Raw genomic sequence first — 25,338 nt, 5'->3', positions numbered from 1 at the left:
ATCTGGCGCAAAAGTGATTCTACTTGACTTAAAATGCTTGATGGCATCTAGCTGACTGATTTCATATAGAAATAAAAAAATGGCCACTATTAAAGCAGCCATTTTTTAAGATGAACTGTATTACCAGCTTACGTTAACGCGTCGGTTTGGTGCCAAACAGCCCACAAGTTTAGCGTTGGCTTTGCTGCCTGCACATTGTTGATAAAGGTCAGTCTGGCTATTTGCCTGAATCTGGATACGGTTTGCATCTACACCTTCATTTACCAGCAACTTCGCTACCGTATTGGCACGTTGTGCTGATAATTGGTGGTTATACACAAATTTACCCAACGGATCAGCAAAGCCAGAGACAAGGATTGGACCTGTCGCATTGCTTTGTTTAATACGTTGTGCAATTGCTGATACTGAAGCCGAACCTTGTTCAATTGCATTGGCATTGAATCGGTCAAAGGCAAAGAATACGCTACCAGAACGTGCAGTATTTACGTTTGCATCGCTCGGCACCTGATTATTTGCACCCCAAGCCATTAAACCCTCACAGGCTTCACCTTTCCATGACAATCTTTCTGACAAATATTTTTTGTCAAAATCGACGCGGAGTTGGCAACGTAAATAGTCTTGGCTATTTGGCTGGCGAATATCTAAAACATAGTTCCAGGTTTTTACCAAGAATACGCCTTCGCTAAATTGAGGATTACCCAATAAATGACGGATCTGGTCTTTGGTTAAACCTGTATCTAAACGGGCAACGTCATCATATTCATAACGCTTTACCTGTTTTAAATAACTGTTTTCAACCGCAGGAAACTTGATTTCTTCCTGTTGAACTACCGCTGTATCTTCATCTGCATAAGTCGCTACCGAGAAACCGGCAAGAGCTGCTACTGCCAAGCATTGAATCGTTTTTTTCATTTCATAACTCTCTTGATATGTTGAGTAAGGAGAGCCTGCGCTCTCCCCGCCAGTTTCTTAGTTAATGACACCACTTACACCGATACGTACGCTTGGCTCACCTTGCGATGCTGCAGCAACACCACCGGTAATTGACCAGCGACCATTATCCGAGGTTTTACGCAAGGTAACGCCGACTGCATTTTCACCGCCGTGATAAGCAGCACCCGCAGCATAGGTATATTTACCTGCAACGAATGGAGCTGCTTCCAATGCCATTGCTGCAGCAATACCCGCATTGGCTTTTTTCTCTACGCTATCAATACGCTGGTTTGTATCGTAGAAGGCTTGTTGTAACTGATCACCCAAGTTCGTAATACGGTTACCCAATTCCTGATTTGACTGGTTCAAGGTACCAATCGCATCATGGATATTGTCTTTACCTGTACCACCAATATTATTGGTTTTAATCGTACCGTCCGGGTTAACCGTGGTGTTACCACCGATGCTGTTCTTGATGCTGTCAGAGATATTATGGATCTGACCACCATTCACAGCCTCTTTAGAATCTTTGGCAATGGTTCCATTATCGACGCCCTTAATGACACGGTCGCCATCTTTGAGATTGCGCACCTTGACCCACAGCAACTGCATTTTCCTGATCAGCTAAAGCACCGCCACCAATTGCAGCAGCGTTTTTGCCTGTCGCCTTGGCACCGCCACCGATCGCAGCAGCATTTTCATTACTTGCTTCAGCACCTTTACCTACCGCAGCAGCACTATCACCCGTTGCTTTGGCATTGCTACCGATTGCAGCAGCACCATTACCTGTTGCAGTCGCACCTTCACCTGGTTTATTACCCGAACCAATTGCAGTTGAATTGGTCCCAGACGCAAGTGAGTTAATCCCCATTGCTGATGCGCCATCGCCTGTCGCCTGAGCGACCGCACCAAATGCAGCAGCACCTTTACCAGAAGCATTCGACATTACACCAAAGGCAGCTGATGCATCACCTGTTGCCTTAGAGGTCATACCAAAAGCTGATGAAAAGGCACCTGTAGCTACAGCCTGAGTACCGACTGCAGTTGAGCCGTGATTCGCCTCAGTGGTTGGATAACGACCTGCTTTTAAAGTTCCACCTGTAATATCAGTATAGGTTTTGCTTAATTCAGCATCTTGGGCAATTTTATCAACATCATCACCGCCAATCGCAACAGATGAGTTGCCTCGCGCAATAACATCTGCACCAATCGCAACAGACTGGTCGCCAATCGCTTTGGTCTGGTCGCCGATTGCAATCGATTGATTGCTATAGCCAGGCGCTGTACCTGCAGCGCCACGAGTCGACGCATTACGACCAATCGACACATCACCGCTGCCCACTGTTTCACTGGCACTACCTACAGAAACAGCTCCAACCCCAGCACTTCTTGCACTTGAACCGACGGCAACCGATTCAGAACCAGTTGAGGTTGTATTTACACCCACCGCGATTGAATTACGGCCTTTTGCACCATCATTTTCATAGTTACCACCTTGCATGCCATTGTCATTAACACTGACATAATGGGTACGTGCAGCTTTTAACTGACCAACCGTTGCGGCATCAGAATCCACCGCGCCATCAGCAACATTTTGAATACGACGTTCAGCACCCACATCCCCTACAGATAAAACGCCTGTTGGAGCAGCTTGCTTGGTTAGAAAACTTTCACCAGTCGCTTGAGTCGCTTTTGAATCTTTACCTAAAGCAATACTGTTTTCAGCTTCTGAACGTGCGCCTTTACCAATTGCTACACCACCATCAAAAGTAGCTTCTGCTTGGTCACCAATTACAACAGCTTCATCTTTATTGGCTTTTGCGCCCGTACCAATCGCAACTGATTTTTTACCAGTTGATGCCGAGAATGCACCAATTGCCAAAGAGTTTTCTTGTGTTGCAACCGCACCACCACCAAATGCAATCGAATCTTTACCTGTCGCCTTGGTTGCCATGTTTGGCTGATAGGATGCGCCTGCCTGACCTGCGACAGAACCTGCATTTTCAATATCTGGAGAACCAATGGCAATTGAACGGTAACCTTCTGCAGTTGCAGAGTGACCAATCGCTAAAGAACCTTTACCTGTTGCGGCTGCCACATTACCGATTGCCTGCGAAAAGTCTCCAGTTGCTGCTGACTGACGGCCAATCGCAAGCGCAGTATTACCAGAGGATAAGGCTCCTGTACCAATTGCTACACCTGCGATTTCTTTTACTGTAGCATATGAACCAATTGCAGTACCCAAGCCTTTATCAACGTTGGCACCCGTACCAAGAGCAATTGATCCACCCTCTTTATTGCCTCCGTTCGCAAATGCCCCAGTAGAATTATTATATGGATTATTACGATCTGCAATCAGTGAAGCACGCCCTAAAGCGGTTGTTTTAGACCCACAACCAATCACAATATCTGATTTGTTTCCCGCACTCGCTTGTACTTCAGTACATCTGCTTCCAGAAATAGATGTACCTGTACCCGTACCACCCTCAATCCCACTTGCGGCAAATGCCGCAGGAGAAAAACTGATCGCCCCAACCAGTACTGCAGCAGACAAATTTAAAATTTTTGACTTAGTTTTGGTTTTACTTTTTGCCAGTTCAGAGGTTGCAACCCATGCGCCAATAGATGCATTCCAAACCACTTTATACACTTTGTTCATAAAATTCTCAGATGTTTACTACAGTTATTGATGGTCTAAAAATGCAAATGAGCATTTTTAGTTTCGATGCCGAAAAAGAGCCGCGGATGCTAATAAAACCGAGTAAATTGGTAAAGATACAATGAACACTTTTTGATAAAATGTGAGACTTATTTCTCACATTATTAAAAAATCATGTAAAATAAATTCATGATTTAACTAAAAAATAATTTTATGTTTTCTTTTGTTTTCGTTTTGTTTCTTTTTACAAATAAAATGAAAAGTAGAGCAAAAACTCCATAAAACAAAGCAAAATAATATTCAATACCTTGAATTATCATTAATTATTGAAATAAGTAATCAAAAAATCATTTATTAGCTGGAATAAAAATAACCACATCACTAACAATTTTTACTTATGAATTCCAAAACTCTGGATTTTAGATATTGTTTGCTAAATCGAGTATGATTCTCTTATCAAAAATATTGCTGCAATCTTATGGGCCAAGATTTAAAATTATTAAGAAAACAGCTACGCGTTAAAAGAAGACAACTCTCCTCTTATCAACAAAAGCAAGCTGAACAGCAGGTTTTGATTCAGCTCAGAAAGTCAGCACCTTTTCAAACATCAAGAAAAATCGGGCTGTATTTACATGCCTTTGGTGAAATTCATACTCACAAAATTCTAAAACTCTGTTTTCAGCACGGAAAACAGGTTTATTTACCCATGATCTGTAATATGAACCAGCAACTGGTCTGGGTACGGGTGCATTCAAACCAATATCTTAATCAACGCTTTTCACACCACCCGCTAGGGATGAAGGAACCCATGGCAAATCGTGGCCACCATGTTTCCCGACTCGATCTACTGCTTATGCCTTTGCTGGCCTGTGATTATCGGGGAACACGTATCGGCATGGGAGGTGGTTTTTATGACCGGACTCTAGCCAGTGCTCAACAGCGTCCTTATCGTCTCGGTCTGGCCCATGACTTCCAATATATACAACAACCTTTATTACGGGAGAAATGGGATCAACCTCTAGATGGATTACTCACACCTAAAAAATTCTATTTTTTCAATCGCTAACTCCCACTTTTTGTTATCACGGCCCTAAATCTTGAGTAATTTAGTCTTTTTTTTATATTTTCTAAGTAAAAACCCTTGTAATTTTTAAAATGCACATCACTATAAAAAACATGGCAACACCGTTGTCACTCATTAGGAGTGCCCATGTCTGAATATATTTTAAATAATGAAACAAGCTTAGAGCCACAGGTTCCAAGTGTATTACCACTATTAGCGTTACGTGATGTTGTGGTGTATCCGCACATGCAAATTGCGCTATTCGTGGGTCGTGAAAAATCGATCAATGCAGTGGATGTGGCTCGTAACAGTGACAATTTAGTATTTGTAGTTGCGCAAAAAGATTCGCTTACAGAAGAAATTGATCACGATAATCTCTATCAATATGGAACTGTAGCCAAAATCGTACAGGTTGTTAATCATGAAAATGATGAAAACTGCATTAAAGTACTGATCGAAGGCCTACACCGTTCTAAGTTAGAACGCATTATTGATGGTGAAGAATACTTAACAGCTGAACATCATTTAAGCCCAATGACATTATCTTTGGATCAAGAGACCCAAGAAACTCGCTTAAATGAATTACGTACCCTTTTTGCTCAATATGCCGAAGCAAAATTACGTAATGCGCGTGAACTCGTCGCAGCAGCAAATAAAATTGAAGACTTATTACAATTGATGTTCTTCGTTGCCACTCGTGTGCCTTTAAATATTGAAGTCAAACAAAAATTTTTAGAGCACGATGAATTTGAAGCTCACTTGCAAGAGTTGATGAATTATTTGATGAATCAATCTGCTGAACAGCAAATTGAACAAACGCTGCACGACAGCGTAAAACGCCAAATGGAAAAGAACCAACGTGAATACTTTCTGAATGAAAAAATGAAAGTCATTCAACGTGAACTTTCCGATATGAATGGCGGGGCTGAAGATGACGTTGCAGAAATTGAAAAACGTCTGGCTGAAGCCGATTTACCTGAACACGTGCGCAAAAAAGCTGAAGCTGAGTTTCGTAAACTTAAGGCCATGCAACCTGCTTCAAGTGAAGCTGCTGTAGTTCGCAACTATCTGGAAGTGATTTTGGATACGCCATGGAACAAAGCCAGCAAGGTGAGCATTAACCTGAATAAAGCTCAGGAAATTCTTGATACCGATCATTACGGCCTAGATGACGTTAAAGATCGTATTGTGGAATATCTTGCGGTTCAGTCTCGTGTGAAAAAACTCAAAGGTCCGATCCTCTGTCTCGTCGGTCCTCCAGGTGTGGGTAAAACCTCGCTTGGTGAATCTGTTGCCAAAGCGACAGGCCGTGAGTTTGTTCGTATGGCACTCGGTGGTGTACGTGATGAAGCTGAAATTCGTGGTCACCGTCGTACCTATATCGGTGCGATGCCAGGTAAAATCGTGCAGTCGTTGACAAAAGTTGGTGTAAAGAACCCGTTGTTCTTACTCGACGAAATTGACAAGATGGCACAGGATTATCGTGGCGACCCGGCATCAGCCTTGCTTGAAGTCCTAGATCCATCACAAAACAGCAAGTTCAATGACCATTATTTAGATCTTGATCTTGACCTTTCTGAAGTGATGTTCATCTGTACCGCAAACAGCATGAATATTCCAGAGGCTTTACTGGACCGTATGGAAGTGATTCGTCTACCGGGTTATACCGAAGATGAAAAAGTCAATATTGCTGAACGTTACCTTGTTCCGAAAGCAATCAAGAACAATGGCTTACGTGCCAAAGAATTGTCTGTTCATGAAGAAGCAATCCGCGACATCGTTCAACGTTATACACGTGAAGCCGGTGTTCGTAGCTTAGAGCGTGAAGTCTCTAAAATTGCCCGTAAAGTGGTAAAAGAAGCAGTCAGCAAGAAGTCGAAAAACTTACAAATCGACGTGACTTCTGCCAATCTTCCTGAATACTTGGGTCCGCATAAGTTTGACTTTGGTATCGCAGAAGATGAAGCACAGGTGGGCCGTGTCAACGGTCTGGCTTGGACGTCTGTTGGTGGTGAATTGCTGACCATCGAGGTTGCTGCAGTCAAAGGTAAAGGCAAATTCATTACAACCGGTTCACTCGGTGATGTTATGAAAGAGTCGATTACCGCAGCAATGACCGTGGTACGTACCCGTGCGGATGAATTGGGCATTGAATCTTCACGTTTTGAAGAAACCGATGTTCACGTGCATTTACCTGAAGGTGCAACGCCAAAAGATGGTCCATCTGCTGGTTTAGCTCTTACGACAGCCCTCGTATCGGCATTCACAGGTATTCCGATTCGTCCAGATATCGCCATGACCGGTGAAACCAGTCTCGGTGGCCGTGCAATGCGTATTGGTGGTCTGAAAGAAAAACTTCTTGCAGCACACCGCGGCGGAATCAAGCTGGTCTTCATTCCACAAGATAACGTTCGCGACTTGGCTGAGATTCCAGATAACGTGAAAGAAGGTTTAGAAATCAAGGCTGTAAAAAGTATTGATGAAATCCTACCTTTAGCGTTAACGGATACACCAAAGCCTTTACCTAAAACACCGATTGTAAAACCGGTGGAAGAGGCAAAAGCTGCACGTCACTAAGCAGTGATTGATAAAAGAGAGCTTCGGCTCTCTTTTTTTGTTACATCTTCTGGTTGAAAAATAACCAATATCTTGCATAATAAAATAGAGTCGATAAAACAAAGATCAAGTTTGACTCAGTGAACTCATTTTAGTGCCATCTGAACTCCAGACGGATGGCTCTTTGATCGCAGCTCATACGCATTTTGAGCTGCGTTTTTTATGGAAAATATAAAACAGCTTTTTGTATTATTTATGACAAGATAAACCGCAGCTTTTGCCCTATGCGGGTCCGCAACATTTATAATGTGTGGAATTTGCTAAATAAGCCGTTCTTATGAAAATTCGCATTCTTACCATTGGTCAAAAAATGCCTGCTTGGGTTCTTACCGGATTTGAAGACTATTTCAAACGTATCCAGCCATTCGTGCAAACACAAGTGATTGAACTACCGATGGCAAAACGCGGAAAAAATGACTCCGAAGCAGATATTTTAAAATACTGCCAAATTGAAGGTGATAGTATTTTAAGTGCGCTCAAGCCAAATGAAACCTTGATTGCCTTAGAAGTCGGCGGGCGCGAACTCAGTACCGAGAAACTGGCACATACCATGAAACAATGGATGCTGGAAGGCAATGATATTGCGCTTGCAATTGGTGGGCCGGATGGACATTCAGATGCGGTTCGTAAGGCAGCAGCCTGGCATTGGTCATTATCGAAATTGACCATGCCCCACCCGATGGTGCGTATCCTGCTAATTGAACAGTTATATAGAGCGATGAGTATTAACCATAATCATCCTTATCATCGGGCCTAAAGGCTGTTCTGATTTTAGAACAATATGTTGACGTTTAATGGCTGTCATTGTCATCACTTTTTTGTCACGATAATCATGTCATTTTAATCAGGTGCCCTATATGACTTTCCAGACCTTACCCGGACTCTTTATTTCTCATGGTTCGCCTATGCTTGCCCTTGACCCGGAACAGGTTGGCCCGGCCTTAAATCGCTTGAGTAGCAACCTACCTAAACCTCAAGCGATTATTGTCATGTCGGCACATTGGGAAAGTCAGGCGCTGGAAGTCAGTACATCGACACGTCCTGAAACCTGGCATGACTTTCGTGGTTTTCCACCTGCACTTTATGAGATTCGCTACCCGGCACCTGGCGCACCGCAGTTGGCAGAAGAAATATTGAAGCTGTTTGCTGAAGCAGGTTTGGCTGCGCATGCCAACAGTACCCGTCCACGAGATCATGGAGTCTGGATGCCGTTACTGCATATGTATCCAGATGCAGATATTCCGGTGATCGAAATCTCATTACCGATACATATGAATGCCGACGAGATTTATAAAATTGGACAAGTACTTTCACCACTGCGTGAACAACAGATTTTACTGATCGGCTCAGGCAGTATCACCCATAATCTGGCTGAACTTTCCTGGCAAGCAGATGCCGATGTGCCAGTTTGGGCCAGCACTTTCCGCAATGCAGTGGTCAACAAACTGACTCATCAGGATTATGATGCTGTGCTGGACTGGCCATCCTTACCCTATGTACAGAGAAATCACCCCTCTCTAGAGCATTTTGCACCACTTTTCTTTGCGATGGGCACAGGAAATCGCTTTAATATTGTGCACAGCAGCTTCTCGATGGGTTCCCTCGGGATGGATATTTACCGATTCGACTAAATTGCGTACTGAATCACATAAAAATAAAATAGGCTTGCATATAATATTAGCAAGCCTATAAATCCATTATATTTTTTAAAATTTACAAATAGAAACATTTAACAAACTTAATGCCTAAGTGGCACCCATGCTCTTTTTTTAAGAATACTTTAAGCTTAGGTCTGTTATTTATTTCCCGTTGTTTTGAATATGAAAATTAAATATTTAGTTCTTGCCTTACTTCCACTTTCTTTAATGGCGTGTCAAACGGTACAAAATGTGACTGATAACGTGATTTCACAAATTAATACAACTGCTGCAAAAAATTTGGCTGAATACAACTGGACTTACCAAGGTTCAAAAGCGTCTAAACCTTTGGTTTTAGCATTTGGTGCAGACCAGAAGCTTGCAATCCAAACCGGTTGTAACAATCAGGGCGGTACTTGGAAAGTTGAAGGCAATACCATTGTCACTTCTCCACTGGTATCAACCATGATGGCGTGTGCAGACGATTTAATGCAACAAGAACGTTTATCTGCTGATATTTTCAGCAAGAAAAAAGTACCTTTTGAAATCAGTACGGTGAATGGTCAGGCAATCTTGACTGTGACGGACAGCAAAGGTCAAAAACACGTATTCACAGGTGCTAAAGTGACAAATAACAATGTATTGACCAATTATACTTGGTCATATCAACCTGCTGATACTAAACGTCCAATCGTATTAAGCTTCCTAGGCAATGACCGTTTATCTGTAGATACGGGTTGTAACCGTCAAAATACCTCTTGGAAAATCGAAAACGGTGCGATCGTGATCGGTGCGTTGGCTTCAACAATGATGGCATGCGAACCTGCATTGATGAAACAGGAACAGTTTGCGGGTGACCTTTTACAAAAACGTAAAATCGCTTATGAAGTGAATACAAGCAATCCAGAACAACCAACTTTGGTCATCGCGGATGCAAAAGGTCAAAAATATACATTCGTGGGTAAAATGACACCTGAAGCAAAATACCAGTCTGAAGGTAAAACTGTTTTCTTGGAAATTGCACCAGAAACTAAATCTTGCACAGGCGTTGCGCCACAAACTTGTATGCAAGTGCGTGAAGTTAAATATGACGATAAAGGTTTAAAAACTTACGCTGACAAAAACTGGTCGCTTTACTACGGTCAAATCGAAGGTTTTGAGCACAATCCGCAACAACGTGTGATTGTACGTGTAAAACGTTTTGACATTCAAAACCCAGCTGCTGATCAATCAAGCATTGCAGACGTACTCGATATGGTTGTTGAACAAGAGATTGTTAAAAAACCATAATTTATAGCTGTAAATAAAAAAAATCCGATGTCTTAACATCGGATTTTTTTTATGGGAAGTCTTTCTTAATTTAAAAAGAGACTTTTAATAAATACCCTGCGCTAGAATGGCATCAGCAACCTTTACAAAACCCGCAATATTGGCACCATCAACATAGTTGATTGAACCATCTTCCTGAGTACCGTATTTGACACAGTTACGATGAATCTCTTTCATGATCGCATGTAAACGCTCATCGACCTGTTCAAAAGACCAGCCCAAGCGGTTAGCATTTTGAGACATCTCAAGACCTGAGGTTGCAACGCCACCCGCATTCGAAGCTTTACCGGGTGCATACAAAATCTTCGCTTCAACAAACTTTTCAACCGCCTCAAGCGTTGATGGCATGTTGGCCCCTTCTGCAACACAAATCACGCCATTTGCCAGCAAAGTTGCAGCATCTTCCGCTTTTAACTCATTTTGTGTCGCACACGGTAAAGCAATATCCGCAGGAATATGCCAAGGTGTTTGACCTTCGAAATATTCGAAACCATGTTTTGAAGCAAACTCGGAAATACGGCCACGTTTTTCATTTTTCAGTTCCATCACTTCATCAAGCAATGCTTTGCTGAAACCATTTTTTAGATACACTGTCCCGTTTGAATCCGACAATGTCACCACTTTTGCGCCCAGGAACATGGCTTTTTCTGCTGCATATTGAGCAACATTACCTGAACCTGAAATCGACACGGTCTTGCCTGCAAAACTTTCGCCACGGGTTTTCAGCATTTCTTCTGCAAAATAAACCGTGCCATAACCCGTTGCTTCAGGACGGGCCAAAGAACCGCCAAATGAAATCCCTTTACCGGTAAAGACACAAGAAGTGTCATTGCTCAGCTTCTTCATCATGCCGGTCATATAGCCAACTTCACGACCACCGACCCCAATATCCCCTGCCGGAATATCAGTATTCGAACCGAGATGGCGATAGAGCTCCAGCATTAATGCCTGACAAAAACGCATGATTTCTGCATCTGATTTACCTTTCGGATCAAAATCAGAACCGCCTTTACCGCCGCCCATGGGTAGCGTCGTTAAGGCATTTTTAAAGGTTTGTTCAAAGCCTAAAAACTTTAAGATTGAAAGATTCACTGAAGGGTGAAAACGCATTCCCCCCTTATAAGGCCCGATCGCTGAGTTGTATTGCACCCGGAAAGCACGGTTCACATGGGTTTGACCCTGGTCATCCATCCATGATACCCGGAACTGGATAGCGCGTTCAGGTTCAACCAGACGCTCGAGCAGACCATATTGAGCATACTTAGGATTTTTCTCAATGAACGGCCACAAACTGGTCATGACCTCTTCGACAGCTTGTAAAAATTCAGGTTGATTAGGATCTCTCGCTTTAACATAATCCAGAAAGTCATTTAAGCTGTTGTACTTCAACATTCACCCCCAAGTCCATGATTTATCTTGGTGCGAAAAATGCACCAAAATAGAATATCGCATATATTTAATACAGATTACTATTGCATCACAATATTATTTTTTAGGCCAAACTTTATATTATTAATAATCAAAAACTTATTTAAATAAATGTTCATTATTTTTATAATAAATGTACCTAAAATTGCTTAAAAAATGCGGTGATATTTTTCCAGCTTTATCCTTTATATCGCGGTCCTATTTTTAATTCGCACTAAAAAACATCAACAATCGCACTATTTTTAAGCAAAAAACCAACATGCAGTCTGGATGATTTTCCAGCTTGGCGACCCCGCCTAAAGTCATTATTTGTTATACTAGGCTCCCTGTTTTTTGCTTCATCCATGTCCATGTCATCAACCGTACAACATTCTCTTATCGTCCAAATAGATCAGCTCTTACCACAGACACAATGTGGTTTATGTGGTCATCGTGATGGATGTTTACCTTATGCAAAATCGATTGCAGAAGGCGAAGAGGCAAATAAGTGTGTACCGGGTGGCCAACCTGTTGCTGATGCATTGGCAGAGCTATTGCAACGTCCTTCTCTTCCGGCTGAACCCAGTGTCTGGGAAATTCAAGCGGATGGTCGTCCACAGCGCATGAAAGCGATCATTCGGGAAGATGAATGTATTGGCTGTACCAAGTGTATTAGTGCCTGCCCAGTGGATGCAATTATCGGCAGTGGTAAGCTGATGCATAGCATTTTGACCGATCTGTGTACAGGCTGTGAGTTATGTATTCCGCCTTGTCCAGTGGATTGCATTGATCTGGTGGCAGACAGTCAACCCTTGCCAAGCGCAGAACAACGCAGCGTTGAACAGGACGATTTAAGACATCGTTACTACGCACATATTCAACGTGAAGAGAAACGTCGTTTAAGCCGTAAAGGCCCGATTGTCCGTGCAGAAATTGATGTGGAATTCTTTGCTCAGTTTTCTCAGGCACTCAACAACGTGCCTGTGATTACCCTCGTGGATAAACCCAAAGAAACGCCAGCACTGGATGCTAAAACTACCATTGAACTTGCCAAAGTACGCACGCAGATCAAGAAACTGGAAAAACAGCTGAGTGTCCGTGCAGATGAGCAAAAACAAGCCCAGTTACTGGCTTTACAACAACGTTTAAATGAATTGCAGGACATCTAAATGCCCGTTAAAAATATGACCAAAAAGCAGATTCAGACTTTTTTCGAACGTTTACGTGAACAAAGACCACATCCACAAACCGAGCTGAACTATTCTTCACCGTTTGAATTGCTGATTGCGGTTCTGCTGTCTGCTCAGGCAACCGATGTGAGTGTCAACAAGGCCACCGATAAACTCTACCCAGTTGCCAATACTGCCCAGGCGATTTTAAATCTTGGGGTGGATGGCTTGAAAGAATATATCAAGACCATCGGTCTGTATAATTCTAAAGCCGAGAATGTAATTAAAACCTGCCGCATTCTGGTAGAGCAATATCAGGGCAAAATTCCGGAAACACGTAAAGAACTGGAAGCTTTACCCGGTGTCGGGCGTAAAACAGCAAATGTGGTACTAAATACGGCATTTGGTCAGCCGACCATGGCAGTCGATACCCATATTTTCCGTGTGGGTAATCGTACGGGTCTGGCGGTGGGTAAAAATGTGCTCGAGGTTGAAGATCGCTTGATTAAAGTGATTCCCAAAGAGTTTATTATCGATGCGCATCACTGGCTAATCTTGCACGGTCGTTATTGCTGTATCGCACGTAAACCGAAATGTGGTGAATGTGTGGTTGCCGATGTCTGTAACTGGCCGGATCGCTTTGAATTTGGCGCAAACAAAGCCATTGCCGTTAAAAACCTCAGTTAATCCTGAGGTTTTTTATGCTGTTGTAATTTTGGATGTAGCTGACGTGCTTTACCGTTCAGTTTATTTTCCAAAGCCTGCTGTTTCTGCACATGACGCAACATTTTTTGGCTTTGATACAATAAAAACAACAATAAAACCAAGCTAAAAATTACAACTAAAATCAGAACAACTTTTAGTAGCATGGTCTTTCTCCAAAATAAAAAGAGCCCTATACCAGAGCTCTTTTATCGTCTGCAATTCAGATTATTTATCTAAAATCGCAAATAATTCTTTTTGAACGTCTTCAATTGCACGTAAACCATCTAGCTTATCGTAAGTCGGTGCATTTTCACCAGACGCAGCACGACCTTGATAGAAGCCAACCAATTGCTCAGTTTCGCTGTGGTAAGAACCAAGACGCTTACGAATGGTTTCTTCCTGGTCATCTGGACGTTGTACCAAGTCTTCGCCGGTTTCGTCATCTTTACCTTCCACTTTTGGTGGATTGTAAACCGTGTGATAAACACGGCCAGAAGCTGGATGCTGACGACGGCCAGAAAGTCGTTGCACGATCTCTTCATCCGGTACATCAATTTCAATCACATGATCAATGCTGATGCCCGCTGATTCTAATGCTTCAGCTTGAGGAATTGTGCGTGGGAAACCGTCAAAGATACACCCATTTTCACAATCAGGCTGAGCAATACGCTCTTTCACCAAACCAATGATCAATTCATCAGAAACTAAACCGCCTGATTCCATGACACTTTTTGCTTTTAAGCCAAGTTCAGTACCTTCACGAATTGCAGCACGGAGCATATCACCGGTTGAAATTTGTGGGATATTGTAGCGCTTACAGATCAACTGAGCTTGAGTACCTTTGCCTGCCCCAGGTGGTCCGAGTAAAATAATGCGCATAAAAGAACATCCTCATTTAAAAACAATAAATCTTAAATTGAGCAATATCATACAGAGTTATCGCTCAACCAACATCAAATTAATTATAAGAAAGCAACAAATAAGTGAATTAAACCAGCAAAGAAACCAGTCACTCCACCTAGTACAATCAAAATCCACTCATCTTCCTGGAAAGCAGGACGCAATAAATTCTGGAACTCTTTCGGTGTTAGTTCACGGATGCGGTCTCTAAACATTTGAAAGATCTTCTGCGCACGACTTGCATTCAGAGCTGGGTCACATACTGGTCCCATGGTAATTTCAATTGAGCGATCAATCAAGTCAGTCTTGAGTCTAGCATACTCTCTTGGCCCTAATGAAAGCTGCAATGAAGTTCTGACCAGAGGAGTTTCCATGATTTCATTGATATGGCGTTTGACAATACGACGGGTTTTGTCTTTCTTGCTGCCATACATCATCTCAGTCATGATCGATTTTAAGGTAATTAAATCTTCAGTCACCACACTGGCAAATACATCCGAAACCTCTTCCTGACGCTTCATAAATGCGCCTTGGACATTATAGGTTCCAATCTTCAAGACAGGTACAATCCACGGGAATTTACGGTCTTTGGTCAAACGGAAGATCTGTGGATAGCGGATATAGTGCGGTTCAATCGGATTAAACACCATCCAGATGGCGATCCAGTTGGTTAAAAAGCCCCAAATAGCAGCCCAGAACGGGACCGTCCAGTGCCACGGCACCACAAACCAGACGATCATCTGGAAAATACCAAAGAACATCCCGATCAAGGCACTGATATGCCAAATAAAGTTGATCTCTTTCTGCCCTACTTTCAGGAACATGCGCACCATTAAACGGCGATCACCTTCCATCTGGCTCACCACCATTTCACGCATATCGACCAGTGACTCGACGTTCATGGTCAGCTCAGTCACAAGTTCTCTAAGCGTATTGGGTAATTGTTTATGGGCTTGTGCATAGATACGGCGTTTAATGGAATAAGGCAGATTTTCCCAGAGCACCGCATTACGATCGATCATCACCTCATCAATCAGGTGTTCAAGCTCAAAACCAACCTGTTCACCAATAATCATGGCCATATCTTCAGGATCCATGGCTTCCAGAAACTCGCGCAGTGATCCCAATTTCGATAAGGTATTATCGGTAATGATGCCTGAAATACGTCCAGCTTTACGCGGCACGATCCCTTGCCAACCGACAGGTAACGGGCCTAAATGGAATCCCCAGAAATTAATTGGGTAAAATACCATTTTCAGTGCCATCCACACGTGCGCCCAAGTTACAAAGGCGGTCACGGGAATGATACTTAACACTGCCAGATGGTCTGGTCGATTTAAGAAAATCTGCCACAATTCATTGACGTAATCAAACATGCATGACTCTCAGAATTATTGATACATGATGGCTTATAAAAGAATAAATCTGCATTCTCCTCTTATAAACCAAAACTTAAGGTGTAAGAAAACTGCAACACAGGTTGTGCTTTTTTCACCGTATTGCCATCTCCATCTTCTAATTTTTCACGTACTCCTGCGCCAACGCTGAAGGTACTAATCCGTTCACTGTTCAGCCAGACATATGCAAGATCGGCACCCACCCCCAGGTTGGCTTTTTGCTTACCGCCATAATTTTTACTGTCTAAATGGCCTGCATAGACCCCAACGTAATAACCATTTTTGTCAGTACCGGTTAGATAGTACGGATAGCGAAAACCGACTTGTCCACCAATTTCATTGTCATCATTTAAGAAGGCACCTGCTTTCGCATAGGCAATTCCGTAAGGATTGACCCATTCCAAATTGCCATGTAATAATTTTTTAGTAAAACCTGCCCCGACATTCCATGTTGAAACGTTTGCATCTTTCAATTTAGGCTCCGGCATAAATGGATTATCATCCGCATGACTTAAGCCCGTAAATGTTAAAACCGATAATAAAAGGCAAATTTTTCTCATTATTTTCTCCATTTTCCCTATGTCTGTATTGGAAAATCCTATTTCGAATAGTTTGTGACTTTAACAGAATTATTTTGCTTCTAATATACAAGACCCTATAATTTTAATGTCTGCAAAGTCAAAAACTGTCGCGTCAACATTTGCATGAATTGTTGAAAATTCTACAGTATGATCATGCAACTTACGTTAAAATATTGCGTCTTTGTATCTCTCACCTCTGTAATTAAGTCGACACCCTATGAAACAGCACTTTCCTTTAAAAAACATGCAACAAGAAAAGCGCATTTATAAGGGTCGAATCTTCTTTGCCATTTTTCTGGTCGGTTTTTTCCTCCTGTTACTGATCTGTCGTTATGCATATTTACAGATTGTTCATTACGATGACTTTACAACGGCCTCAGATAAGAACCGAATTCGCTTACAACCTCTGGCACCTGCCCGTGGTTATATCTATGACCGCAACGGGGTGTTGCTCGCAGATAACTATCCGGTCTTCACCGCAACCTTAAGCCGGGCCGATGTCAGCGATATTGACGATACCATTACTCGCCTGATCCCGATTTTAAATCTCAGTCAGGAAGATGTAGACCGTTTTAAAAGCCGGGTCAAAACTGCACGTAAAACCGAACGTCTGGCAATCAAATTAAACCTGACTGAAGCCGATATCGCGAAATTCAGCGAAGTGAAATATGCTTTTCCCGGGGTGAAAATTGAAACGCAGATGACCCGCTACTATCCGCATGGCGAACTGTTTGCCCATGTGATTGGATATGTCGGACGGATTAATGATAAAGAGCTCAAATCGATTGATAAGGACTTATACGCAGGCACTAACCTGATTGGTAAAATCGGAGTGGAAAAAAGTTATGAAGACTTGTTACACGGTACACCAGGCTATGAATCTGTTGAAGCGGATGCCCACGGTAATGTACTGCGTAATTTAGGCCGCCAGAATCCAGCCCGTGGTAATGATCTTTATTTATCAATTGACTACGGTCTACAAACCGTTGCTGCACAGCAATTAGCAGACCGTCGTGGTGCCATTGTGGCCATGGATCCACGCACAGGTGAAATTCTGGCTTTGGTTTCTAGCCCAAGCTTTAATCCAAACCTGTTTGTCACTGGTATTAGCTCAAAAGACTATAGCGGACTGCGTGATAATCTCGACCAGCCCCTGTATAACCGTGCAGTTCAAGGCGCTTACCCACCCGGCTCAACCATTAAACCGATGTTCGGTTTAGGTGGCATTCACTATGGTCTGGTGGATTGGGGCACCGCCATTTCAGATCCGGGTTATTTCTCTCTGCCGGGCGATAGTCACCGCTTCCGTGACCATAAGAAAAGCGGACATGGTTCCGTCAACATGCACAAGGCTCAAATCGTTTCCTGCGATACCTATTTCTATGTCCTGTCCTATCGCATGGGCATTGAAAAAATGAATGACTGGATGCGTCAGTTTGGCTTTGGTGAAAAAACCGGTGTGGATTTACCAAGCGAGAGCTCAGGCCTATACCCAAGCCCGGAATGGAAAATGCGTACCCGCAAATCCAAATGGCTCAAGGGTGAAACCATTTCGGTCAGTATCGGGCAAGGTGCATTTACCGCAACACCATTACAACTGGCCATGGCCACTGCGATTACCGCCAATAAAGGCTCACATGTTACGCCGCATGTCCTCAGAGAAACCAAAGGTGCCAAAAAGTTCGCTGTACACAATGCGCCTGATGGCAAAATCCAGTTTAACGGCACAGAACAAGACTGGACCAATATGCATGATGCAATGGTTGACGTGATTCAATCCGGTACAGGTCGCGGCATCAAAGGTGGTTTGCAATATTCAATTGCAGGTAAAACCGGTACGGCACAGGTGAAGAGTATTGCACAAGGTAAACGCTATAACGAAGCGGCCCTGTCCTCTCGCCAATGGGACCATGGTCTGTTTGTTGGCTTTGCACCCGCTGATCATCCAGAAATTGCCATTGCCGTAGTTTGGGAAAATGGTCGACATGGTGGTTCAGCTGCACAGATTGCCCGCCCAATCTTTGATTACTGGCTGGTGACGCGTAAGAAGAATCCACTGCGTCCAGCCAATCATCAGGTCAGTGGCGGTTTAATGACGGCGGGAATCAAGCCAGGTGAGTTATCGATGGCAAATGCGGCAGCAGCACAAAATGCAGCGTCAGCTTCAAGCCCGGTCGCAACGCCACCTGCGACCACACCGCCAGCCGCTCAACCCGCAGATGATGGAGTCACTGAATAATGAAGAATCAATTACGAATTATCGGTGGTGAATGGAAACGCCGTACTTTACCCTTTGCAAGTATTGAAGGTTTACGCCCAACCCCAGATCGTGTCCGGGAAACCTTATTTAACTGGTTAATGTGGGATATTCAAAATGCACAGGTACTCGACTTGTGCAGCGGTTCTGGCGCATTGGGCTTTGAAGCCCTTTCACGTGGTGCAGCCCAAGTCACCATGATTGAACCGAATCCGACCCAGGCACGCTTTTTAAAAGACAATATTCAGCTGTTAAAAGCTGAAAATTGTCAGTTACTGGTCACAACGGCCCAGCAAGCTTTAAGCAAATTAAAAAATAGCTTTGATGTGGTCTTTCTTGATCCACCTTATAGCCTTGATTTATGGCAAGAGCTGGCTGAGCTGGCTGATCCAATGCTTAACCCGAATGCTTATATCTATGTAGAAGCCGATCGTGACCTGTCCCAACTGAAGCTTCCGCTGAGTTGGCAAAAAATCAAAGAAACCAAAGCTGGGCTGGTTCGCGCAGGCCTCTATCAAAAAGTGGTTTAGAAAATACTCAGCCAGAAAAACCGGATCATTTGGCCACGATCAAAAGGAAAACTGGACAGATATTCATAACCAATGCGATGACGGAAATTCAGCTGATAAGCGACACCATACCCAACTGAAATCGAGAAGTCGTCTAAAGACAAACTGCTGGTATCGCCAGTTAGCATTTTATGGTTAAACTGATTGGTCTGATAAGCGGTATGGTTATAGATACGCCACCGTTCATTCCGAAAAAACAGGTTATGCAAAACTGAATAATCTGTTTTCATTTGCGGATAGGCGGCGTCAAACATTTCTTCGCGGTCATCATGGAACGGCTCAAAGAAATCATAGTCTTCTGCCTGCGCCCCAGCAGTGCAACAAAGCAGCAGAAGCAGTAAAAAAATATGCTTAATACGCATCATCATCTATATTACTTATCCCCCAAACTAGGATAACGCTAAAAGTTATTTCTTATCAATCAATTAAAATTTATACGACTGATCTTTATGCATGCTTCGATGGGCTATTTCAATCCTGCAGTTTTTGCTAGAGTGAAATCATGCAAAAGATGTATAAGTTTTTTTAATTTTTATTCTGTCAGACATAAATATTTAATTTATAAAACTAAACTTCTATACAATAATAGCGTCTTTAAAATTTCACTGTATCTCGATCTATCATGAAACTTTTGTGCTTACTCCTTGCCACGCTTAGCTTAACCGGTTGTATCTTTGGAAAATCAAGCGAGGTCAAACGTGCAGAGAAAGTCTTACAAAATTTTCAATGTCATAATATTGAATCCAGTGAGCTGGCGACCTCTTCTATTTCAACTTTTTATCAGCAATCCTTGGCTGCCAACAAGGAAAAGGCCGCTTCTTATATTGAACAATATAAAAATGGTGAAGATCTCTTTGACATTCCCCTAGATGAAGTTGTACAACAAAAATATCAATTATATATACAAGCGTGTCAGGCACTTGGCGGTATATCTACAACAAAAGAACCGATTGCTGTAACTTCTACAGAGTAAGGGGAATACGCTTTTCCTGATCGCGTTTAGGACGTGACATGATCGAAAAACAATTTACTTTAAAACATTATCTGGCACTAGCGCTGATCGTAGTCGCCGTTGCCATTGCAAGTATTGATCCACTGGAGTTTGAGGCATATCTGTTACATCAGGCCGGCACTGTCTTTATGTTGATTGTGCTGCTGCTGACGTTCAAAAAAGTGGGCCTTGATTATGCAAGTTTCTGCTGCTATCTCGTCTTTCTTCTGATTCATATTATTGGTGCGCACTACCTCTACTCCTATGTACCTTATAACCAATGGATTCTCTATTATTTCAATTTTGATTTAGATCAAAGCATGGGCTGGTCACGCAATATGTATGATCGGCTGGTTCATTTTTCTTATGGACTGCTGCTCTATCCTTTTGTCTATCGCTGCTTTCAGGTCTGGCTACCCACTGCAAAGCCATTTTCGTTATTTCTGCTTGTAATTCAGTTTGTCATGGCCTCCAGTGTATTTTATGAATTACTGGAATGGGGACTTTCTATCGGGTTATCGCCGGAAGATGCAGAAAACTATAATGGTCAGCAAGGTGATATGTGGGATGCGCATAAAGATATGTTCCTGGCAACAATTGGAGCGATCCTGACCGGTATTATTCAACTGGTAAAACAAAAGACGCTTATTGAAAAATAAGCGTCTTATTACATCAGTAGAGGGATTAGATAATTGAATGCTGTAATACATCCAACTGGTCAAAAGGCCCGGCCTTGATGGTTTGGGCAAAATCAAAATTTTCTAAATGCTGATGGTCTGGGCTTGCAGTCGCCGTTGATGGGGCTTGAGTAGCAATAATTTGATTCAACACCTCATCGACCTGATGGTTTGACGTCTCAGTAGTAGACAACAATTCACTAAGATTTAACTTCTCTGCTGCAGATGAGGGTGAGACCGCTGCCTGTTTGCTTTGAAAAGCCTCCAGATTGATGGCATCAACCAGAGAGGCTTGCGTTACGGCAGAGTCCGAAGCTTCACTTTGTAGTGATGCTGTCGTGGTCGGCGCAACCACGTTGAAACTAAATCCATCACTCATTTCACTGATATTACCCGCAGCATCGGTCTGGGTTAAGGTGATCTTATGCGCGCCGAGTCCTAATTCTTGGCTAAAGTTAAAACTCCATTTGCCATTATCCCCTACGGTTACCGTACCCACCGGCTGACCATTATCATAAATCGTCAGTACTGCTTTGGCCTCTCCAATTCCTGCTAAAGTCGGCTTGCTATCATCGGTATTTGCACCTGCAGCAATAGCCCCTTTAACCGGTCCCACATCATCAGTCACCGTTTGCAAGATCGGTTTATTCGGGGCAATGGTATCTTTTGCGCCCAGTACGTCAGTGGCATCCGAACGATTACCAGCCGCATCAATCACATACACTTTACCCATATTTTTATCGGTTAACGCAGGAGAGACTGTGATGCTAAATTTCCCATCGGCTCCAACCGTGCCTGTCCCGATCGTTTTACCATCCGGGCCTTTAATTTCAATTTTACTATTCGCTTCGGCAGTACCGGTAACCGTATCACCTGCAGCATTGATCTGGGCAGCAGCTTTGTCTGGTGCGATAGTATCTTTACCTGCAGTGATTTCCAGTGGTTTTGAAACATTACCTGCCGCATCTTCCAGCACGATAGAGGCCTTTTTATCCGCACCTAAAGCCGGTGACAAGCCAATCTCAAACTTGCCTTGCGCATCAGTAGTGCCACTTCCAATCACATTACCCTCGGCATCTTTGACCACAACTTTGCTATTGGCTTCTGCCCGCCCTACGATTGAAGTCCCTTCTTTATTCACTTCTACGGTCGGTTGATCGGGTGCAACCGTATCCTTGCCAGCAAATACTTTTGAAGGTTCTGACTTGTTGCCTTCCTTATCTTCCGCCACAACAGTTCCGCCCTTCTCGCTGGTTAAAGGAGGTGAAACCTTGATCGAATACAGTCCCTGTTTATTGGCGATTACGGTCCCGAGCAGGTTATTATTGGCATCATAAATCGAGACTTTGGCATTGGCCTCAGTCTTACCGGTGACAATGGTGCCATCGGCATTAAGCTGGGCAGTCGGTGCATCAGGTGCGGTGACATCTTTATTTCCCACAACCTCATTACTTGCTGAATTACCTGCAGCATCTGTTGCGGTTACAGTCACCTTTTCACCAGCCGGTAAAGGATCAGTTAATTTAAAGGTATAGTTTCCCTGAGCATCGGCTTGTCCAGTTGCAAGGATTTTCCCGTTTTTATCGACGATTTTAATTGCAACATTTGCTTCAGTTTTAACGGTGATTGTTTGTGAGTCCTTGGTATCTATTACAGCCTTAACGACTGGCGGTGTTCGATCAACCTCTTTAGGAGTTTCTGCTTTTTTATCGTCATCATCATCTTTGACAGCCAGCAAATAAACGCCTTCTGCCGCCAAGGCCACCAAACCCGCTTTGAGCAATTGTGATTTGGTAATCCCTAAGTCTTCTGTAGCATCTGACATCATCATGCTCTGTGAAGGTGATTGCGTATAAGCAAACTGAGTCAATTGCGTGGTCGGTACATAACGCACGAACTGGCCTGAATCATCAAACTGGGCGATGCTATAGCTACCATCTTGTTCAGGGAAAGCCAAAGTATGTTCCGTGACATTTGCATCAGTATAAAAATCACTAATAATGATTTTTTCACCGTTTTTAAGTGTAATGACAAGATCATTACCTTGTTTCATAATAGATTTGATATCGTCCTGATTTACACCAATCTGGACAATCGACGGCTGATCGAGCATGACCGCTTTTATTTGTCCATCTTGTAAAATATTCGAATTTTTCTTCGAAGAAACGACAACTCTTGTCATTTTTATGCTCACTTATCAATTATATTTTTATCTATTTGTCGGTTAATGAATAATTAAGTAATTCATCCGCATTTAAAATATCAAAACATTCCTACAACAACAATCTCTACAGCAGCATTTATGCGGTTTAATTTAAATTGACCATGCGTTCAAAAACCGGACTATAAAAAATGATTCATATTTTGATGCCATATAAAAAAACCAGCCTGATCTGGCTGGTTTCTTGAAGTAGACTCGGATTAGAATTTTGGATCGCGCATTTGTACAAGAGTACTATTCGCCTTCGCAAGACTATCTGTAATTTTACCCATTACCGCTGGTATAAGACTCTCAGCCATTTGTGCCGCTTGTAGACCCAGCTTTTCACCAAATGTTGGGCGTTTACGCGTGTTAATCACATAGATATCATGCTTTGGCAGCAGGCTCAGTAAATATTCATCTGAGGTCTGCAAGGTATCCACCAGATTTAACTCGCGGGCATCTTCACCATACCAGTGCTCACCCGTTGCCACTTTTGCAACATCCAGTTGGGGACGATATTTCTCAACAAAGTGCTTAAATAAGGCATGGGTTTGCTGGAGTTCTTCTTCGAACTTTGCCTTGCCTTCCGGGGTGTTTTCCCCAAACATGGTCACGGTACGTTTGTATTCACCTGCGGTATACAATTCAAAATCAACATTATGTTGTTTTAACAGGCGGTTAAAGTTAGGAACCTGGGCAACAACACCAATTGAACCTACCACCGCGAATGGTGCCGAGATGATTTCATTGGCAATACACGCCATCATATAGCCACCACTTGCCGCCACTTTATCTACACAGATCGTGACATGAAAACCTGCATCGCGTAAACGCACCAGTTGCGCCGCTGCCAGCCCATAACCATGCACCATGCCACCCGGGCTTTCCAGACGCACCACGACACGATCATGTCCAGCTTTTGCTGTTGCCAAGATTAAAGTGATTTCTTCGCGGATGGTATCCACAGCAGAAGCCTGTACATCGCCTTTAAAATCGAGCACGTAAATCTTTTGATCATTCTTGCGGCGCACTTTTGCTTCTTTAGCAAGTTGCTGAACCAGTTGCAGTAATTCCAGACGAGACGCTGTTGTTTGTGCAATTTTTTTTCTTTGTTCATTCACACGCGCATTGAGATGACTAATACGAATTTCAGCGGGAAATTTGGGTAAATGGAATAACATACAGTAAGTGCTCTATAAGTTCGGCTTTATCCATCTAAGATGTGGCCTGCTGAATAAAAATTCAATAGTGAATTTGCAAAATAGATTCATTTTCATTTATATAATAAAAAAAAGAGCCCATAGGCTCTTTGATTGATCTGGCTTTGCTTAACCAAAACGACCGGTAATATAGGCTTCTGTCAACTGATGGTCAGGTTGAGTAAATACTTTCTCGGTTGAGTTGACTTCAATCAGGTCACCCAAATGGAAGTATGCCGTACGATCCGATACGCGCGCCGCCTGTTGCATCGAGTGGGTGACGATTGCAATTGTATATTGTTCTGACAATTCCGAAATCAGCTCTTCAATCTTTGCCGTTGCAATTGGATCAAGTGCTGAACAGGGTTCATCCATCAAAATCACTTCCGGACTCACCGCAATGGTACGAGCAATACATAAACGTTGCTGCTGACCACCCGATAAACCAGTACCCGGCTGACTTAAACGATCTTTAACTTCATCCCATAGACCTGCTTTACGCAAGCTATTTTCTACGATTTCTTCCAGATCATATTTGTCTCGTGCCAGGCCATGCAATTTCGGGCCATACGCTACATTGTCAAAAATTGATTTTGGAAATGGGTTCGGCTTCTGGAACACCATCCCGACTTGTGCACGAAGTAATACCACGTCCAAGTTTGGATCATAGATATCCTGATTATCAAGCGTTACCTTACCGGTTACCCGACAGCTATCAATGGTGTCATTCATACGGTTTAGGGTACGCAGGAAAGTCGATTTACCACATCCTGACGGACCAATGAATGCAATCACTTCATTTTGGTAAACATCCAGGTCAATCCCCTTGATGGCCTCAGATTCACCATAATAAACATGAACATCTTTGGTACTGATTTTTACGTCACTTGCTTTTGGCTTTTTATTTGAAGCAGCCGTTTCAAACTGAGAAACAAATGCAGTGTTCGATTGCTGAACTTGCCCTTCCGCTGAAGTAAATTCTGTTTGCTGTGGATTCACTGATTTATCCTTTTCTACGGCGTTCATAATATCAATCGTATTCATTG

21 protein-coding genes and 2 pseudogenes are annotated in these 25,338 nt (G+C 43.0%); 11 read left to right on the top strand and 12 right to left on the bottom strand.

The window, feature by feature from the left end:
* Window positions 1-120: 120 nt before the first annotated feature.
* The 3 genes and pseudogenes from tpgA to ACINWC323_RS0118905 form a co-directional block, all read right to left on the bottom strand.
* Window positions 121-912 carry a trimeric autotransporter adhesin/peptidogylcan-associated protein TpgA gene (gene tpgA, locus ACINWC323_RS11240; protein ID WP_009511396.1) on the bottom strand — a complete coding sequence of 264 codons (792 nt, stop codon included), beginning with the start codon at window positions 910-912 and terminating at the stop codon, window positions 121-123.
* Window positions 913-969: 57 nt separating this feature from the next.
* Window positions 970-1,512 (bottom strand): annotated as a pseudogene (locus tag ACINWC323_RS20540) (YadA-like family protein); the annotation flags it as partial.
* A 1-nt stretch (window position 1,513) separates the two neighbouring features.
* Window positions 1,514-3,592: pseudogene (locus tag ACINWC323_RS0118905) on the bottom strand (ESPR-type extended signal peptide-containing protein); the annotation flags it as partial.
* A gap of 478 nt (window positions 3,593-4,070) precedes the next feature.
* Between ACINWC323_RS0118905 and ACINWC323_RS11245 the strand changes: the two are divergent.
* From ACINWC323_RS11245 to ACINWC323_RS11265, 5 genes are all read left to right on the top strand, one after another.
* Complete coding sequence (locus tag ACINWC323_RS11245) at window positions 4,071-4,658, top strand: 5-formyltetrahydrofolate cyclo-ligase (protein ID WP_009511229.1); 588 nt, start codon at window positions 4,071-4,073, stop codon at window positions 4,656-4,658.
* A gap of 144 nt (window positions 4,659-4,802) precedes the next feature.
* Window positions 4,803-7,232 (top strand): endopeptidase La, encoded by a 2,430-nt coding sequence (gene lon / locus ACINWC323_RS11250; protein WP_009511433.1) that lies wholly within the window; start codon window positions 4,803-4,805, stop codon window positions 7,230-7,232.
* 316 nt (window positions 7,233-7,548) lie between these two features.
* On the top strand, window positions 7,549-8,028 hold the full coding sequence (gene rlmH, locus ACINWC323_RS11255) for a 23S rRNA (pseudouridine(1915)-N(3))-methyltransferase RlmH (RefSeq protein WP_009511292.1): 480 nt from the start codon (window positions 7,549-7,551) through the stop codon (window positions 8,026-8,028).
* A 100-nt stretch (window positions 8,029-8,128) separates the two neighbouring features.
* Window positions 8,129-8,902, top strand: a complete 774-nt coding sequence (locus tag ACINWC323_RS11260; protein WP_005231714.1) for a DODA-type extradiol aromatic ring-opening family dioxygenase — start codon at window positions 8,129-8,131, stop codon at window positions 8,900-8,902.
* A gap of 189 nt (window positions 8,903-9,091) precedes the next feature.
* Window positions 9,092-10,198 (top strand): META and DUF4377 domain-containing protein, encoded by a 1,107-nt coding sequence (locus ACINWC323_RS11265; RefSeq protein ID WP_009510893.1) that lies wholly within the window; start codon window positions 9,092-9,094, stop codon window positions 10,196-10,198.
* 84 nt (window positions 10,199-10,282) lie between these two features.
* On the opposite strand, the gene gdhA is transcribed toward ACINWC323_RS11265, so the two are convergent.
* Entirely contained in the window at window positions 10,283-11,629 is a 1,347-nt protein-coding gene (gdhA, locus tag ACINWC323_RS11270) for an NADP-specific glutamate dehydrogenase (protein ID WP_005231717.1), read from the bottom strand.
* Between the two features lie 350 nt (window positions 11,630-11,979).
* Here gdhA and ACINWC323_RS11275 point away from each other — a divergent pair, with 350 nt between their 5' ends.
* Window positions 11,980-12,813 carry an RnfABCDGE type electron transport complex subunit B gene (locus ACINWC323_RS11275; protein WP_283201999.1) on the top strand — a complete coding sequence of 278 codons (834 nt, stop codon included), beginning with the start codon at window positions 11,980-11,982 and terminating at the stop codon, window positions 12,811-12,813.
* The gene (gene nth, locus ACINWC323_RS11280; RefSeq protein WP_009510799.1) at window positions 12,814-13,500 is read left to right on the top strand and encodes an endonuclease III; all 687 of its coding nucleotides are present in this window, start codon (window positions 12,814-12,816) and stop codon (window positions 13,498-13,500) included. It begins immediately after the preceding gene.
* Here nth and ACINWC323_RS11285 read toward each other — a convergent pair.
* The 4 genes from ACINWC323_RS11285 to ACINWC323_RS11300 all read right to left on the bottom strand — a co-directional run bounded on the left by ACINWC323_RS11285 (window position 13,497) and on the right by ACINWC323_RS11300 (window position 16,375).
* Window positions 13,497-13,682: a hypothetical protein gene (locus ACINWC323_RS11285; RefSeq protein WP_005231720.1), complete on the bottom strand. Its 186-nt coding sequence runs from the start codon at window positions 13,680-13,682 to the stop codon at window positions 13,497-13,499. The genes nth and ACINWC323_RS11285 overlap by 4 nt on opposite strands.
* 61 nt (window positions 13,683-13,743) lie before the next feature.
* The gene (gene adk, locus ACINWC323_RS11290; protein WP_005231721.1) at window positions 13,744-14,397 is read right to left on the bottom strand and encodes an adenylate kinase; all 654 of its coding nucleotides are present in this window, start codon (window positions 14,395-14,397) and stop codon (window positions 13,744-13,746) included.
* Window positions 14,398-14,480: 83 nt separating this feature from the next.
* Window positions 14,481-15,794 carry a DUF445 domain-containing protein gene (locus ACINWC323_RS11295; RefSeq protein ID WP_004652140.1) on the bottom strand — a complete coding sequence of 438 codons (1,314 nt, stop codon included), beginning with the start codon at window positions 15,792-15,794 and terminating at the stop codon, window positions 14,481-14,483.
* 62 nt (window positions 15,795-15,856) lie between these two features.
* The gene (locus tag ACINWC323_RS11300) at window positions 15,857-16,375 is read right to left on the bottom strand and encodes a hypothetical protein (protein ID WP_009510862.1); all 519 of its coding nucleotides are present in this window, start codon (window positions 16,373-16,375) and stop codon (window positions 15,857-15,859) included.
* 238 nt (window positions 16,376-16,613) lie between these two features.
* Between ACINWC323_RS11300 and mrdA the strand changes: the two genes are divergently transcribed.
* Together mrdA and rsmD are read left to right on the top strand one after the other, a co-directional pair.
* Window positions 16,614-18,635, top strand: coding sequence for a penicillin-binding protein 2 (mrdA, locus tag ACINWC323_RS11305; protein WP_009510809.1), 2,022 nt, complete (start codon window positions 16,614-16,616; stop codon window positions 18,633-18,635).
* Window positions 18,635-19,183: a 16S rRNA (guanine(966)-N(2))-methyltransferase RsmD gene (gene rsmD, locus ACINWC323_RS11310; RefSeq protein ID WP_009511264.1), complete on the top strand. Its 549-nt coding sequence runs from the start codon at window positions 18,635-18,637 to the stop codon at window positions 19,181-19,183. Before mrdA ends, rsmD begins: the two co-directional genes overlap by 1 nt.
* Here the strand turns inward: rsmD and ACINWC323_RS11315 are convergent.
* Complete coding sequence (locus ACINWC323_RS11315) at window positions 19,180-19,584, bottom strand: hypothetical protein (RefSeq protein ID WP_032881380.1); 405 nt, start codon at window positions 19,582-19,584, stop codon at window positions 19,180-19,182. The two genes, rsmD and ACINWC323_RS11315, sit on opposite strands and share 4 nt — an antisense overlap.
* A 260-nt stretch (window positions 19,585-19,844) precedes the next feature.
* Here ACINWC323_RS11315 and ACINWC323_RS11320 point away from each other — a divergent pair, with 260 nt between their 5' ends.
* Together ACINWC323_RS11320 and ACINWC323_RS11325 are read left to right on the top strand one after the other, a co-directional pair.
* A complete protein-coding gene (locus ACINWC323_RS11320) occupies window positions 19,845-20,195 on the top strand; it encodes a hypothetical protein (protein WP_005231727.1) in 351 nt (116 codons plus the stop codon).
* A 38-nt stretch (window positions 20,196-20,233) separates the two neighbouring features.
* Window positions 20,234-20,872, top strand: coding sequence for a DUF2238 domain-containing protein (locus tag ACINWC323_RS11325; protein ID WP_009510773.1), 639 nt, complete (start codon window positions 20,234-20,236; stop codon window positions 20,870-20,872).
* Window positions 20,873-20,897: 25 nt separating this feature from the next.
* On the opposite strand, the gene blp2 is transcribed toward ACINWC323_RS11325, so the two are convergent.
* The 3 genes from blp2 to pstB all read right to left on the bottom strand — a co-directional run bounded on the left by blp2 (window position 20,898) and on the right by pstB (window position 25,336).
* Complete coding sequence (gene blp2 / locus ACINWC323_RS11330; RefSeq protein ID WP_032881348.1) at window positions 20,898-23,072, bottom strand: Ig-like repeat protein Blp2; 2,175 nt, start codon at window positions 23,070-23,072, stop codon at window positions 20,898-20,900.
* Window positions 23,073-23,311: 239 nt separating this feature from the next.
* A complete protein-coding gene (gene sohB / locus ACINWC323_RS11335) occupies window positions 23,312-24,274 on the bottom strand; it encodes a protease SohB (protein ID WP_005231730.1) in 963 nt (320 codons plus the stop codon).
* A gap of 147 nt (window positions 24,275-24,421) precedes the next feature.
* Window positions 24,422-25,336, bottom strand: a complete 915-nt coding sequence (gene pstB / locus ACINWC323_RS11340; protein WP_005231731.1) for a phosphate ABC transporter ATP-binding protein PstB — start codon at window positions 25,334-25,336, stop codon at window positions 24,422-24,424.
* Window positions 25,337-25,338: the final 2 nt, after the last annotated feature.

Source organism: Acinetobacter sp. WC-323, from assembly GCF_000314615.1.
GTDB classification, from domain to species: Bacteria; Pseudomonadota; Gammaproteobacteria; order Pseudomonadales; family Moraxellaceae; genus Acinetobacter; species Acinetobacter courvalinii.
Note: the sequence above shows the minus strand (reverse complement) of the source record. Positions and strands in the feature narration are given on the sequence as shown.

Coding starts and splice junctions, on each gene's coding strand:
- tpgA (WP_009511396.1), bottom strand. CDS start 912: ATGAAAAAAACGATTCAATGCTTGGCAGTAGCAGCTCTTGCCGGTTTC.
- ACINWC323_RS11245 (WP_009511229.1), top strand. CDS start 4,071: ATGGGCCAAGATTTAAAATTATTAAGAAAACAGCTACGCGTTAAAAGA.
- lon (WP_009511433.1), top strand. CDS start 4,803: ATGTCTGAATATATTTTAAATAATGAAACAAGCTTAGAGCCACAGGTT.
- rlmH (WP_009511292.1), top strand. CDS start 7,549: ATGAAAATTCGCATTCTTACCATTGGTCAAAAAATGCCTGCTTGGGTT.
- ACINWC323_RS11260 (WP_005231714.1), top strand. CDS start 8,129: ATGACTTTCCAGACCTTACCCGGACTCTTTATTTCTCATGGTTCGCCT.
- ACINWC323_RS11265 (WP_009510893.1), top strand. CDS start 9,092: ATGAAAATTAAATATTTAGTTCTTGCCTTACTTCCACTTTCTTTAATG.
- gdhA (WP_005231717.1), bottom strand. CDS start 11,629: ATGTTGAAGTACAACAGCTTAAATGACTTTCTGGATTATGTTAAAGCG.
- nth (WP_009510799.1), top strand. CDS start 12,814: ATGCCCGTTAAAAATATGACCAAAAAGCAGATTCAGACTTTTTTCGAA.
- ACINWC323_RS11285 (WP_005231720.1), bottom strand. CDS start 13,682: ATGCTACTAAAAGTTGTTCTGATTTTAGTTGTAATTTTTAGCTTGGTT.
- adk (WP_005231721.1), bottom strand. CDS start 14,397: ATGCGCATTATTTTACTCGGACCACCTGGGGCAGGCAAAGGTACTCAA.
- ACINWC323_RS11295 (WP_004652140.1), bottom strand. CDS start 15,794: ATGTTTGATTACGTCAATGAATTGTGGCAGATTTTCTTAAATCGACCA.
- ACINWC323_RS11300 (WP_009510862.1), bottom strand. CDS start 16,375: ATGAGAAAAATTTGCCTTTTATTATCGGTTTTAACATTTACGGGCTTA.
- mrdA (WP_009510809.1), top strand. CDS start 16,614: ATGAAACAGCACTTTCCTTTAAAAAACATGCAACAAGAAAAGCGCATT.
- rsmD (WP_009511264.1), top strand. CDS start 18,635: ATGAAGAATCAATTACGAATTATCGGTGGTGAATGGAAACGCCGTACT.
- ACINWC323_RS11315 (WP_032881380.1), bottom strand. CDS start 19,584: ATGCGTATTAAGCATATTTTTTTACTGCTTCTGCTGCTTTGTTGCACT.
- ACINWC323_RS11320 (WP_005231727.1), top strand. CDS start 19,845: ATGAAACTTTTGTGCTTACTCCTTGCCACGCTTAGCTTAACCGGTTGT.
- ACINWC323_RS11325 (WP_009510773.1), top strand. CDS start 20,234: ATGATCGAAAAACAATTTACTTTAAAACATTATCTGGCACTAGCGCTG.
- blp2 (WP_032881348.1), bottom strand. CDS start 23,072: ATGACAAGAGTTGTCGTTTCTTCGAAGAAAAATTCGAATATTTTACAA.
- sohB (WP_005231730.1), bottom strand. CDS start 24,274: ATGTTATTCCATTTACCCAAATTTCCCGCTGAAATTCGTATTAGTCAT.
- pstB (WP_005231731.1), bottom strand. CDS start 25,336: ATGAATACGATTGATATTATGAACGCCGTAGAAAAGGATAAATCAGTG.